The sequence below is a fragment of the Fluviibacterium sp. S390 genome (assembly GCF_049800695.1).
Classification (GTDB): Bacteria; Pseudomonadota; Alphaproteobacteria; order Rhodobacterales; family Rhodobacteraceae; genus Meridianimarinicoccus.
In genome coordinates this window covers 34,170-46,780 of the sequence record NZ_JBNAFN010000012.1, presented here as the reverse complement: position 1 = coordinate 46,780, position 12,611 = coordinate 34,170, and the positions used below count along the sequence as shown (strand labels likewise).

Below are 12,611 nucleotides of genomic sequence, written 5' to 3'. Positions count from 1 at the left end.
GCCGAACAGATGACGAAGCTGAAATGGGGCATGATCGGCGGCGGCGAAGGCAGCCAGATCGGCCCGGCGCACCGTCTTGGCGCATTGGCCGATGGCCATTTCGAATTTGCCGCCGGGGCCCTGGATCACCGCCCCGACGCGGGGCGCGACTATGCGCAACGCCTTGGTATTGCAGCCGATCGTGCCTATGGCGACTGGACCGAGATGCTGGCCGGCGAACGCGACCGGCCCGACCGCGTCGATCTGGTCACCGTCGCCACGCCCAACGCCACGCATTTCGAAATCACCAAGGCGTTTCTTGAGGCCGGGTTCAACGTGCTGTGCGAAAAGCCGATGACCATGACCGTCGAGGAAGGCGAAGAGATTGTCCGCGTTGCTGAAGCGACCGGCAAGATCTGTGCGGTCAACTACTGCTATTCGGCCTACCCGATGGTGCGGCAGGCGCGGGCCATGGTGCGGGCGGGCGAGATCGGCATGGTTCGGCTTGTGGTGACGAACTTCAGCCACGGCCACCACGGCGACGCCACCGATGCCGACAATCCGCGCGTGCGCTGGCGCTATGATCCGGCGATGGCGGGTGTCTCGGGGCAATTCGCCGATTGCGGGATTCATGCGCTGCACATGGCCAGCTTCATCTGTGACGATGAGGTCGAAAAACTGGCGGCCGATTTTGCCTCGACCATTCCCAGCCGGGTGCTGGAGGACGATGCGATGCTCAACTTCCGCATGGCCGGGGGCACGGTCGGGCGGCTGTGGACGTCTTCGGTGGCCATCGGGCGGCAGCATGGATTCGACATCCAGGTGTTCGGTGAAACCGGCGGGTTGCGGTGGGCATCGGAGCAGCCCAACCAGTTGATCTATACCCCGGTCGGCGGGCGCACCCAGATCATCGAGAAGGGTGAAGGCGGGCTGCATGCCGACGCGCAGCGGCTGTCGCGGGTATCTATTGCCCATCCCGAAGGGTTCCCGCTGGCGGTGGCGAACATCTACTGCGATCTGGCGGATGCGATCCGGGGCGAAGTGCGCGACGGGTTGCCGGGGGCGGCCGATGGTGTGCGGTCGATGGCCGCCGTACATGCAGCCGTGTCCTCGGCCAGCAAGGACGGCGCCTGGGTCGATGCCCGCCCGCCGATGTTTCGCTGAAGCCTCAGGAAAGCGGACGCAACGTGCCCCTTTCCACCAGCGAACAGGGAAAGAGCCGGGCCTCGGGATAGCGGTCCGGCTCGTCCAGCATCGCCACCACAAGTTCGATCGATGACCGGATGATCTGCTGGATGGGCTGGCGGATGGTGGTGAGGTTGATGTTTTCCCACCCGGCCATTTCCATGTCGTTCAGCCCGATGATCCCGATGTCTTCGGGCACCCTGAGCCCGGCATCGCGCACGGCACTCAGCGCCCCGATGGACAACACGTCATCGCCGCAGAAATAGGCCTGCGCCGGACCCTCGGCGATCAGGCGCAGCATTTCGGCCCGTCCGGCCTGAAAGGAATAGGCGGCGGCAAAGCTGTGCCGGGTCCGAATTTGCGGGTGGCGCAGCATTTCCTCGCGAAAGCCCGCGAAACGATCCTGGGTCGAGGTGGCGCGCTCCGGCCCCCCCAGGAAGGCCACGGTGTCATAGCCCCGGTCCACCAGCGCCCGCGCGGCAAGCCGCCCACATTCGATGTTGTCGATGCCCACCACATGCACCTTCGGGGAACTGGAATACCGCCCAAAGCTGTGCACCACCGGGATGCCGGCGCTGCGAAAGGCCTCTGCGAAATCCGGCGGCAGCGTCGAAGAGGCAACAACCACGCCATCCACCGAATACTGGCGCAGCATCTGAACCGAATTGTCCGGGGCAACCTCATCCGACAGATTGACCAGCAGCGGGCGCAACCCACGCTCTTGCAACCCGCGGGTGAACAGGTCGAAGACTTCCAGGAAGATCGGGTTGTGGAAGTTGTTGGAAATCAGCCCTATCAGCTTGGTGCGCCCGGTGGTCAGGCTGCTGGCCAGCGCGTTGGGGCTGTAGCCCAGTTCGGTTGCGGCTTTCTCGACCTTGCGCCGGGTCTTGGCCGACACCGAAGCGCCCGCCGTGAAGGTGCGCGAAACCGCGGATCGCGAGACCCCCGCCCGTTCGGCAACATCCTTCAAGGTAACCGGCATCCAACGGTCCTCCGCGGCTCAACATCAATTCCGCCGGTCTTTCTATACGACCCGGCCACGCTCCGCAGCATCAATCTTCCGAAACAGTTTTGCAACCGGTTGCAAAATGCGTCGATTCGTGGTTTTCTCTCGGTGAGCGGTTCATCGAGCCGCGAAGATACGACCATGGACTTTAGGGAGGATACCATGAAGCGCAACATTCTCGGGCTCATCCTTGGCTCGGCGGTTGCTGCCTTGCCAATGGCAGGCGCAACAACGGCCGCGGCAGAGGGCGAAAAATACGTGCTTGTCAGCCACGCACCGGATTCCGACAGCTGGTGGAACACGATCAAGAACGCCATTGCCCTTGCGGGCGAGCAGATGGATGTCGAGGTCGAGTATCGCAACCCGCCCACCGGTGACATCGCCGACATGGCGCGGATCATCGCACAGGCCGCCGCCTCTGGCCCGAACGGGATCGTTACCACGCTGGCGGACTACGATGTTCTGAAAGGCCCGATCATGGATGCGGTCGCCTCCGGCGTCGACGTCATCATCATGAACACCGGCTCTGCCGATCAGGCGCGTGAGGTTGGCGCGTTGATGTACGTGGGCCAGCCCGAATACGATGCCGGCTATGCCGCCGGTCTGCGCGCCAAGGGTGACGGCATTGGCTCGTTCCTCTGCGTGAACCATTCGATCCAGCAGCCGACGCTGGCACAGCGCTGCCAGGGCTTCGCAGACGGTCTGGGCATCGAACTGGGCAACGCCATGCTCGACAGCGGCACCGACCCGGCCGAAATCAAGAACAAGGTTCTGGCCTATCTGTCGGCCAACCAGGACACCGATGCGATCCTGACCCTTGGCCCGGTGTCCGCCGATCCGACGATCCAGGCGCTGGATGAAAACGGCATGGCCGGCGACATCTACTTTGGCACCTTCGACCTTGGTCCGGAAATCGTGAAAGCGATCAAGGGTGGCGTCATCCAATGGGGCATCGACCAGCAGCCGTTCCTGCAGGGCTACCTGCCCATCGTGATCATGACCAACTACCATCGCTACGGCGTTCTGCCCGGCAACAACATCAACTCGGGTCCGGGTTTCGTGACCGCTGATGGCCTGGAACTGGTGGAACAGTTCGCCGGCGAATACCGCTAAGGCATCCCGGGCGGGCGCCGACAAACGGCGCCCGCCCCTTCCCCACATTTCTCACAGCACAGAACGGAGCCCGAGCGATGTCACAGACAGCGCAGTCCAAAACTGTTGCCGATGAACGGGTCAAGGAAATGTCGGCCATGCGCCGCGCCCTCATCCGCCCCGAACTAGGCGGTATCGTCGGAACAATAGCCGTGTTCACCTTCTTCCTGCTGTTTGCCCTCGACAGCGGCATGTTCAACAGCCAGGGCATCCTCAACTGGTCGACGGTATCGGCACAATTCATGATCATCGCCGTGGGCGCCTGCCTGCTGATGATTGCCGGCGAATTCGACCTGTCGGTCGGCTCGATGATCGGCTTTTCCGGCATGATGATCGCCATTCTTTCGGTCACCTTCGGCTGGCCGGTCTGGAGCGCGATCATTGTCACATTCGTCGTCTGCGTCGCCATTGGCGCGCTGAACGGCTACATCGTGATCCGTACCGGGCTGCCCAGTTTCATCGTCACGCTGGCTTTCCTGTTCATCCTGCGCGGCTTCACCATCTACCTGCCCCAGACCATCGAACGCAAAACCATCATCGGGGGTGTCCGTGACGTGGCCGAAGGCGACTGGCTGGCGGCCATCTTCGGCGGCAAGATCCTGGGTGGCTTGTTCACCTGGATGGGCAACAACGGGATGATCGCCACATTCTCGCGCGGCACCCGTGAAGGGCAGCCGGTGGTCGACGGCATTCCGATGCTGATCGTCTGGGCCATCGTGCTGGTGATCTTCGGTCACTTCCTGCTGACCAAGACCCGGTTCGGAAACTGGATCTTCGCGGCCGGTGGCGATGCCGAAGCCGCCCGCAACTCGGGCGTGCCGGTCAACCGCGTCAAGATCCTGATGTTCATGTTCACCGCCTTCTGCGCGGTGGTGTTTGCCACCTGCCAGGTCATGGAGTTCGGATCGGCCGGTGCGGATCGCGGCCTTCTGAAGGAATTCGAGGCGATCATCGCGGTGGTCATCGGCGGCGCCCTGCTGACCGGCGGCTACGGGTCGGTGCTGGGCGCAGCCCTTGGTGCGCTGATCTTCGGCGTCGTCCAGCAGGGTCTGTTCTTTGCCGGTGTCGAAAGCTCGCTGTTCCGGGTTTTCCTGGGTATCATCCTGCTCTTTGCGGTGGTTCTGAACACCTATATTCGCCGCCTGATCACGGGGGAACGCTGATATGAACACCCGCAGCACACATGCACCCATCATCCGGATGGTCAAGATCCAGAAGCATTTCGGATCGGTGATCGCCCTGGCCGGGGTTTCGGTCGATGTCTATCCTGGCGAGTGTCATTGTCTTCTGGGCGACAATGGCGCGGGCAAATCGACCTTCATCAAGACCATGTCGGGGGTTCACAAGCCCACCAGCGGCGAGATCTTCTTCGAAGACCAGCCGATGCACTTCGAAGATCCGCGCGATGCCATCGCGGCCGGGATTGCCACCGTGCACCAGCATCTGGCGATGATCCCGCTGATGTCGGTCAGCCGAAACTTCTTCATGGGCAACGAGCCGTTGAAGAAAGTCGGGCCGCTGAAGCTGTTCGACCATGACTATGCGAACCGCGTGACCATGGAAGAAATGCGCAAGATGGGCATCAATCTGCGCGGGCCCGATCAGGCGGTCGGTACCCTGTCAGGGGGCGAGCGTCAGACCGTGGCCATCGCCCGCGCCGTGCATTTCGGGGCCAAGGTGCTGATCCTGGACGAGCCGACTTCGGCGCTTGGGGTGCGCCAGACCGCGAACGTGCTGGCGACCATCGACAAGGTGCGCAAGCAGGATATCGCCGTGGTCTTCATCACCCACAACGTGCGCCATGCCATGGCCGTGGGCGACCGCTTTACCGTGCTGAACCGGGGCAAGACCCTTGGAACGGCGCAGCGCGGCCAGATCACCCCCGAGGAACTTCAGGATCTCATGGCCGGTGGTCAGGAGTTGGTCAAGCTTGAAGGCTCGCTCGGCGGCACCGTCTGAACCTGCTGCCGCCGGGACACCGGCGGCAGTTCCCGGACATTCGCTGAATAAAGGAGTTTCCCCGTGCCCGATCTCAAACGACGCCCCACAGGTTCTGCCGGGCTTGTTCATGACATCACGCCGGAAAGTGCCGGCTGGACATATGTCGGTTTCGCGCTTCACATCCTTGAACCGGGACAGCGTGTTCAGGCCCAGACCGGCGACCGGGAAGCGATCCTCGTGCTGGTCGAAGGCCGCGCCGAACTGGCTGCGGTCGGCGAGGATTTCGGGGAGATGGGCGAACGGATGAACGTCTTCGACCGCACCCCGCCCCATTGCCTTTATGTGCCTGCAGGCAGCGACTGGCAGGCTCGCGCGACAACATCGTGCAAGCTGGCGGTCTGCACCGCTCCCGGGGGCACGGGCCGATCTGCACAGCGCATCGACCCTGACGGCATCCAGACCACCCCGCGCGGCAAGGGCCAGAACACCCGCTATATCAATAACATCGCCATGGAAGATCGGGACGTAGCCGACAGCCTGCTGGTGACCGAGGTCTTCACCCCCAGTGGCAACTGGTCCAGCTATCCTCCGCATCGCCATGACGAGGATGACTTCCCGCGCATGACCTATCTGGAAGAGAGCTATTATCACCGCCTGAACCCGGCGCAGGGCTTCGGGGTTCAGCGGGTCTATACCGAAAACGGCGATCTGGACGAAACCATGGCCGTGGCCGATGGTGACGTGGTGCTGGTCCCGCGTGGCCATCATCCTTGTGCCGCGCCCTATGGGTACGAGATGTATTACCTGAACGTGATGGCCGGACCGCTGCGCAAGTGGCGCTTTGCCAATGACCCGGCGCACGACTGGATCTATCAGCGTGACAGCGCGCCCTGACAGCGCAATGACGCGAAAGACCCCGGCCCGAACGCGCGTTCATAACCCGCTGCCGGGTCGAGGGTCGGACTAGATCTCGTCCCTCAAAACGGCGCTGTCCCGATCTGCCATCTGCGCCAGCTTGATCTGCATCAGCAGCGACATCTCGTCGATGTTGGTCCATTCGTCCACGACCTTGCCGTCGCGAATGTGGAAATGGCTCATCCCCATGACCTGAAGCCGCTTGCCGGTTGGGGCGCCCAGTTCTTCGAAGACACCCCAGCCCAGGTGATGCCCCTCGACGATCCAGCGCACCGCAACCTTGGTGCCGCCCTCCTCGCAAGGGGTCGAGCAGATGTGCTGGGGGATGTAAAACCCGTCCGGGATGGTCGCATACAGACCCACGGTCTGATGGGTGATGGCGCCGTGGCCGTAGAGTTCCTTCATCAGCGGGCCGTGATATTGCACGGTGGGCGCATAGACCTCGCGGATCTGGCCGAACATGCGGCGGTTGTGGATCTCGTGCAGCCAGCGCAGCACCTCGGCTTCTTCGGCGGTGTTGGCGATTGAAGTATCGCACTCGGTCTCGGGCGGGTATTGCCCGATCATCCGGCGGTTTTCACCCATATCCACGGCCAGCAGCCCCTTTTCGAAATAGGGCCGGGCCAGATCCTCGGCAAAGACCTGCGGGTCCAGGCCGATCTGCTTGATCTGCGCCATGCTGTCGACCACCAGCCATTCGCGATAGATCTTGTTCTCGTAGACCATGCAGTCGGCAATGGTGCGCGCGACAAAACTGCGGCCCGTCGGTTTGCCATAGATGCCCGGCTGGCTGTGCCGCCCGGCCCCGGTCACCAGATGCGAGGTGTAGAAGCCGTCATCCTCGTTGCCATTCCAGATGACATGAGTGGCCATGCCGCGCCGCTCGGGCAGCATGAACAGCCGCTTGATGGTGTCATGCACCACGTCCTCGCGATTGTAGATGGTGCCGGTGGCGCCATAGACCACGCAGTTGTGCGTGTAATGGGTATAGATCAGGCCCACGTCGCGCTCGTCCCAGATGCGATGGGTGCAGCGCACGATATAGTCCACGATGTCGGTATAGATCGGATCGAAGCCGCGCATGGGCTGCGCGCGCGGTCGGTCGGTGGGCACCATGTCAACGAAATCCCGACGCTCGGACTGCAGCACGGCGGGCGGAGCATCGGCCCCCTTTTCGCTGCCGTTTGTGCCTTTGGTCGCCATGTCGATCTCCGTCCCTGACTGTCGATTAGACTCCAGCAACGCATAGTTTGCATTCGTTTGCAAGACAGATTGGCCGTCGGTGACATGTATCTGGCGCGCCGCGACTCGCCACACGGTTTTGGCACCCAATACGAAGGGAGGCGTTGCAATGCGGGCCATCCAGCCACCACAGGCGCATGAAAACTCTGTTTCACACGCGGCGTCCGCGGGAGAATTCACCCTTCTTCCCTTGCGTTAGCCGCTGCGCCTGTCCTCGCCTTTTGCAATTTTCAATGCGCTTCACAAAATATTTGCAATCGAATTCATGCCTGACTACGGTTTCGGGGGTGCCATGCTGCGCCGGCATCGAGAACAAGAAACATCCGGCACCTTCTTCAGTCTGTCCAACGGGAGCAACCACTCATGAATTTCCATTTCAAATCGGCGACCGCCGCCTCTGCCCTGATCGTTGCGGGCGGCATGGCCTTTGCCGATTGCGGTATCGAAAGCGGTTCGGTCCGCATTCTGTCCAACGACTTCGAAGCGCTGCACGCCGTCGCCGACTGGGCCGAGAAATGCGCCTCGGACACCGTTGAGGTGACACGCAACCAGACCGAAGAGCACAAGAACATCCAGGTGCCGGCCCTGTCGATCGACCCGGCCACCTATACCGTCGCGATTGTCGCCACAAACTCGCTGGTACCGCTGCTCAATGACGGGCTGGTGCGTCCGCTGGACGATCTGGTGGCCAAGCACGGTGGCCAGTTGACCAACAGCCAGAAGATCATTGTCGACGGCAAGATCATGGCGATTGCCTTCATGGCAAACTCGCAGCACCTGTTCTACCGCGAGGATGTGCTGGCCGAACACGGCATTGAGGTGCCGACCACCTTTGATGAGGTGTTTGCCGCCGCCGACACACTGCAGGCTGCCGGATACGCAACGCCCCTGTCCTCGAACTTCATGCCGGGCTGGAACATTGCCGCTGAATTCGTGAACACCTACCTCGGGACCGGCGCCGACTTCTTCAAACCCGGCAGCGCCGAACTGGACATCAACAATGAAAATGGCATCGCCGTGTTGGAAAACATGAAGCGCATGCTCGACTACATGAGCCCGGATTGGGCGACCTTCGACTCCAACGCGCAGAAACCCGTCTGGGAAGCCGGCGAGTCCGTGCTGTCGCTGTCCTGGGGCTCGCGGGCCGGCGCCTATATCGCCGACGACAGCCCGGCACCCGAGGTCGCGGCCAGCACCGCCTTCGCGGCGTCCCCGGCCCTTGGCGACAACAACATTCCGACCGCCGCCCTGTGGTGGGACGGGTTCGCGATCGCCAAGAACATCTCGGATGAAGACGCGGAAGCCTCGTTCATTGCCATGATGAATGGCATCTCGCCCGAGATGATGGCGGAAAACGCCAGTGCCGCCGTCTGGCTTATCGAAGGTTACGAGCCTACCAAGGCAGCCTCTGGCGTGATCGACGGTCTCGGCAAGGGCGCCCGCCCCTATCCGATGCTGCCCTACATGGGCATGTTGCACACCGCGCTGGGGGACAACCTGTCCGAGTACCTGCAGGGCAAGGAATCCGCCGAACAGGCGCTGGCCGATGTGACCGCAGCCTATACCACGGCTGCGACCGAGGCCGGTTTCCTCAAGTAAACCATTGATACCGGGGAATGCCTGACCGGGCGTTCCCCATTTCACCCCTTCCGGAATTGTCGGCATCGCCACTCGCCCGCGCGGCGAAACCGGAGAGATTTACCTGCTGCCAGGACGACGGGGAGGTCGCCATGGAACGCCAGACGCTGATCGCCGCGCTCGCCAAGGTTGGTATTCGCCCTGCACGAGAGGCCGATCTTGACGGCATCACCCGGACGGCTGTCTTCCTGAGGAGTTGGGCAGACCAGGTGAAACACTGGCTGGCGGAAGTTGACCATGACCAACCCCGTTGACCTGACCCTTCCTGTCGTGGCCGCGCGCCTGCGCGATGGCCGCCTGACTGCCGAGACGCTGGCGCAGGCGCATCTGGATCGGATCGCCGCCCGTGACGAAGGTATCGGTGCGTTCGTGCATCTTGACGCAGAGGCGGTTCTCGCCGCTGCACGCAGCGCCGATACCGAGCTTGCCTGCGGTATCGATCGTGGTCCGCTGCACGGGATCTGCGTGGCCATCAAGGATATCTTCGACGTGGCGGGCTGGCCGGTGCGCCATGGCTCGCGTCTCTATCCCGACCGGATTGCCGCGACCGACTGTACCTTGGTGACGCGCCTGCGGACCGCCGGGGCGGTGCCGCTGGGGCTGGTGGCCACCTACGATCTGGCCATTGTCGGTCCCGGTGACGACGGGTTGTATCCGCAGCCGCGCAATCCCTGGGACCCGGCCCGTGTAACCGGTGGATCGTCGTCCGGGGCTGCCGCCGCGATTGCCGCCGGAATGGTGCGCGTGGCGCTTGGCTCGGACACCGGGGGATCGGTGCGCAGCCCCTCGGCCTATTGCGGGATTGTCGGGCTGAAGCCCACCCATGGCGGCCTGCCCCTGGACGGCGTGCTGCCGCTGGCCCCTTCCTTTGACGTGCCCGGCGCCATGGGCCGAACCGTGGTCGAAACCGCGCTGCTCTATGGCGCGTTGCGCGGCAACCCGGTGAAACTGCCCGCCCTGTCCCTTGATGGCAAGCGCATCGGCTATGACCGTACCTGGAGCCTGTCGCCGGACGCCGATCCGCAGATCGTCCATGCGACGGATGCCGCGGCCTCGACGCTCAGCCTGTGTGGGGCCGAAATTCGCAGGGTGACCCTGCCGCCACTGTCCCTGATGACCGCCGCGGCAGCGGTCCTGATCCACGCCGAGGGGTTGCAGACCCATCGCGCGCATCTGGCGCGCGACGGTGGCCGCATGGGGCGGATGGCCTACCAGTCGATGGCCGCCGGTGCCGTCCTGACCGAAACCGATATCGCGCAGGCGCGCCGCGCCGCCGATCTGTTGCGCGCCCGTATCGACGCCCTGCTGCAAGAGGTCGACGCGCTGATCCTGCCAACAACCCTGACCCCGGCCCCGGCCTTCGCCGATTTCGCAGACGGCCTGGCCCGATGGAGCCCCATGTGCACCCTGCCGTTCAGCATGACCGGCCATCCGGCCCTGTCGGTACCGATGGGGTTTGCCGACGGGCTGCCGCTGGGGTTGCAGATCGCCGGACGACACGACGCCGAACCCCTGCTGCTGCAAATCGCAGCCAGTTTCGAGCACACCACCGATCACGGCGCGCTGGATGCCGCGTCCCTTGCCCGCCAAGCCCCTGTTTTCATGACTGAGGAGACGACATAGGCCATGCCGCACAAGACGTTTCTCGCTTTCATATGGCCGTCGCTCCTGGCGATGATCCTGTTCATCGCGTTGCCGATCATCTCGGTGGCGTATCAATCCCTCTATGTCGAACACGAGCAGATCCTCGTGGTGGGCGAATCCTGCGGACCCTTCGGCTGCACCCAGGAAGTCAGCGTGGATGCCGAGGCCATGTCCCAGCTGCGCGCCGATCAGCCTGCCGGGCGTTTCAACGGGTTCGGCACCTATTCCAACGCCAGCCACCTGGCGACGGATGAGATCAGCGAGATCTTCGCGACCTCAGAGAACTTCTCCGAGATCCGCACCCGGATCATGAACCTGCCCTTCTACAAGGCGTTGGCCTTCACCCTGGCCTATACGTTCGTCGTGACGCCGCTGGTCATCATCCTGGGGTTCATCATCGCGGTGGTGGTCAACTCGGTGCCGTCGCTGCTGAAAGGTCCGGTGATCTTCTTCTCGCTGATCCCGATGCTGGTGACGCCGCTGGTCGGCTCGCTGGTGCTGTTCTGGATGATTGACAGCCGGGGCATCATCGGGGCCGGGTTGCAGGCGCTGTTCGGGGATCCGACGCTGTCGCTGAAAGCCTCGCCGACGCTGACGTGGATCACGCTGTTCGTCTACGGGGTCTGGCACTCGGCCCCCTTCGCCTTCGTGGTGTTCTACGCCGGTCTGCAAACCGTGCCGAAGGACACCATGGAAAGCGCCATGGTCGACGGGGCCAGCCGGTGGGAGCGGATCCGCTTCGTCACCATTCCCTACCTGATGCCGCTGGCCACCTTCATCGCGCTGATGCAGCTGATGGACAATTTCCGGGTGTTCGAACCGATCATCGGCTTCTCGGCGGCGGCCAGCGCCACCTCGCTCAGCTACCTGATCTACAACGATCTTCGGGCCGCTGAATCGCCGCTCTTCGGATCGGCGGCGGCGACCTCGATGCTGACCATTCTCGGGGTCATCATCCTGCTGCTGCCTGTCCTGCGCCGCAACTGGCGCGAATTCAATCGCAAGACGTAAGGGAGGCGCGTGATGTCAAATCCGGCAGATCAAAGACCGCTACCGCTCAAGCTGCTGGCCACAACCATCGTGTTGTTGTGGCTGGTCATCGCCGCCTTCCCCTTCCTGTGGACCATGTGGGGCAGCTTCAAGGTCGAGGGCGATTTCTTCAGCCGCGCCGACTGGATGAATGCCATCACCGGCCCCGTGACCCAACGCCAGTACGGCGGGGCCTTCACACTGGCAGGCTATGACGGCGCCTGGGTCCAGCAGGAATTCTGGCGCGCGGTCATCAACACCGCCATCGTCACCGTCTGCGTGGTGGTGATCTCGCTGACGCTGGGCACGCTGGGCGGCTATGCGCTGGCCCGGTCGGGGTTCAAATACACCTTCTGGCTTCTGATGGCCGCACTGGTGTTCCGGGCCATGCCACATGTCACGCTGGTGTCGGGCTACCTGCTGCCGTTCTTCCAGCTCAACATCTGGGGCTATCTGCCCACCACCATCATCGTGCTGGTGGCAATCAACCAGCCCTTTACCCTGTGGATGCTGCATTCCTTCTTCCTGTCCATCCCCAAGGATCTGGACGAGGCGGCAATGGTCGACGGCTGCACCCGGTTCCAGGCCTTCCGCCTGGCGATCATCCCGGTGATGTGGCCGGGGGTTGTGACCACGGGGCTGTTCAGCTTCCTGCTGGCCTATAACGACTTCACCGTCACCTCGATGCTGCTGAGCCAGGAAAACCAGACGATGATCCCCAAGATCAACGCCTTCCTCGGCTCCACCCAGGAAGAGGGCAAGGTGATGTACGCGGTTGCCGCGGTGGTCTCGGCTATCCTGCCGCTCTTCGTGCTCATTCTCTTCTTCCAGCGCCAGATTGTCAGCGGTCTGACCGCCGGCGCCGTCAAAGGATAAAGGA

Annotated in this window: 12 protein-coding genes; 10 read left to right on the top strand and 2 right to left on the bottom strand. The window is 63.0% G+C overall.

Annotation, left to right across the window (positions count from 1 at the left end):
* Positions 1–9: 9 nt before the first annotated feature.
* Entirely contained in the window at positions 10–1,143 is a 1,134-nt protein-coding gene (locus ACP15K_RS11150; protein ID WP_424990534.1) for a Gfo/Idh/MocA family protein, read from the top strand.
* A 4-nt stretch (positions 1,144–1,147) separates the two neighbouring features.
* Here ACP15K_RS11150 and ACP15K_RS11145 read toward each other — a convergent pair whose 3' ends face one another.
* Positions 1,148–2,146 (bottom strand): LacI family DNA-binding transcriptional regulator, encoded by a 999-nt coding sequence (locus tag ACP15K_RS11145; protein ID WP_193142711.1) that lies wholly within the window; start codon positions 2,144–2,146, stop codon positions 1,148–1,150.
* Positions 2,147–2,332: 186 nt separating this feature from the next.
* Here ACP15K_RS11145 and ACP15K_RS11140 point away from each other — a divergent pair, with 186 nt between their 5' ends.
* From ACP15K_RS11140 to iolB, 4 genes are all read left to right on the top strand, one after another.
* On the top strand, positions 2,333–3,283 hold the full coding sequence (locus ACP15K_RS11140) for a sugar ABC transporter substrate-binding protein (protein ID WP_193142712.1): 951 nt from the start codon (positions 2,333–2,335) through the stop codon (positions 3,281–3,283).
* A 77-nt stretch (positions 3,284–3,360) separates the two neighbouring features.
* A complete protein-coding gene (locus ACP15K_RS11135; protein WP_424990533.1) occupies positions 3,361–4,485 on the top strand; it encodes an ABC transporter permease in 1,125 nt (374 codons plus the stop codon).
* Between the two features lies 1 nt (position 4,486).
* Positions 4,487–5,281: an ATP-binding cassette domain-containing protein gene (locus tag ACP15K_RS11130; RefSeq protein WP_424990532.1), complete on the top strand. Its 795-nt coding sequence runs from the start codon at positions 4,487–4,489 to the stop codon at positions 5,279–5,281.
* A 63-nt stretch (positions 5,282–5,344) separates the two neighbouring features.
* Complete coding sequence (gene iolB / locus ACP15K_RS11125) at positions 5,345–6,157, top strand: 5-deoxy-glucuronate isomerase (RefSeq protein ID WP_193142715.1); 813 nt, start codon at positions 5,345–5,347, stop codon at positions 6,155–6,157.
* Positions 6,158–6,226: 69 nt separating this feature from the next.
* Here iolB and ACP15K_RS11120 read toward each other — a convergent pair whose 3' ends face one another.
* Positions 6,227–7,381 (bottom strand): ester cyclase, encoded by a 1,155-nt coding sequence (locus ACP15K_RS11120; RefSeq protein WP_424990531.1) that lies wholly within the window; start codon positions 7,379–7,381, stop codon positions 6,227–6,229.
* A 402-nt stretch (positions 7,382–7,783) separates the two neighbouring features.
* On the opposite strand from ACP15K_RS11120, the gene ACP15K_RS11115 reads away from it, so the two are divergent.
* From ACP15K_RS11115 to ACP15K_RS11095, 5 genes are all read left to right on the top strand, one after another.
* The gene (locus ACP15K_RS11115; protein ID WP_193142717.1) at positions 7,784–9,019 is read left to right on the top strand and encodes an ABC transporter substrate-binding protein; all 1,236 of its coding nucleotides are present in this window, start codon (positions 7,784–7,786) and stop codon (positions 9,017–9,019) included.
* Between the two features lie 131 nt (positions 9,020–9,150).
* Positions 9,151–9,312: a hypothetical protein gene (locus ACP15K_RS11110; RefSeq protein WP_424990530.1), complete on the top strand. Its 162-nt coding sequence runs from the start codon at positions 9,151–9,153 to the stop codon at positions 9,310–9,312.
* Positions 9,296–10,681: an amidase gene (locus ACP15K_RS11105; protein ID WP_424990529.1), complete on the top strand. Its 1,386-nt coding sequence runs from the start codon at positions 9,296–9,298 to the stop codon at positions 10,679–10,681. Before ACP15K_RS11110 ends, ACP15K_RS11105 begins: the two co-directional genes overlap by 17 nt.
* 3 nt (positions 10,682–10,684) lie before the next feature.
* Positions 10,685–11,713, top strand: a complete 1,029-nt coding sequence (locus ACP15K_RS11100) for a carbohydrate ABC transporter permease (RefSeq protein ID WP_193142720.1) — start codon at positions 10,685–10,687, stop codon at positions 11,711–11,713.
* A 12-nt stretch (positions 11,714–11,725) separates the two neighbouring features.
* On the top strand, positions 11,726–12,607 hold the full coding sequence (locus ACP15K_RS11095; RefSeq protein WP_193142721.1) for a carbohydrate ABC transporter permease: 882 nt from the start codon (positions 11,726–11,728) through the stop codon (positions 12,605–12,607).
* Positions 12,608–12,611: the final 4 nt, after the last annotated feature.

Coding starts and splice junctions, on each gene's coding strand:
- ACP15K_RS11150 (WP_424990534.1), top strand. CDS start 10: ATGACGAAGCTGAAATGGGGCATGATCGGCGGCGGCGAAGGCAGCCAG.
- ACP15K_RS11145 (WP_193142711.1), bottom strand. CDS start 2,146: ATGCCGGTTACCTTGAAGGATGTTGCCGAACGGGCGGGGGTCTCGCGA.
- ACP15K_RS11140 (WP_193142712.1), top strand. CDS start 2,333: ATGAAGCGCAACATTCTCGGGCTCATCCTTGGCTCGGCGGTTGCTGCC.
- ACP15K_RS11135 (WP_424990533.1), top strand. CDS start 3,361: ATGTCACAGACAGCGCAGTCCAAAACTGTTGCCGATGAACGGGTCAAG.
- ACP15K_RS11130 (WP_424990532.1), top strand. CDS start 4,487: ATGAACACCCGCAGCACACATGCACCCATCATCCGGATGGTCAAGATC.
- ACP15K_RS11120 (WP_424990531.1), bottom strand. CDS start 7,381: ATGGCGACCAAAGGCACAAACGGCAGCGAAAAGGGGGCCGATGCTCCG.
- ACP15K_RS11115 (WP_193142717.1), top strand. CDS start 7,784: ATGAATTTCCATTTCAAATCGGCGACCGCCGCCTCTGCCCTGATCGTT.
- ACP15K_RS11110 (WP_424990530.1), top strand. CDS start 9,151: ATGGAACGCCAGACGCTGATCGCCGCGCTCGCCAAGGTTGGTATTCGC.
- ACP15K_RS11105 (WP_424990529.1), top strand. CDS start 9,296: ATGACCAACCCCGTTGACCTGACCCTTCCTGTCGTGGCCGCGCGCCTG.
- ACP15K_RS11100 (WP_193142720.1), top strand. CDS start 10,685: ATGCCGCACAAGACGTTTCTCGCTTTCATATGGCCGTCGCTCCTGGCG.
- ACP15K_RS11095 (WP_193142721.1), top strand. CDS start 11,726: ATGTCAAATCCGGCAGATCAAAGACCGCTACCGCTCAAGCTGCTGGCC.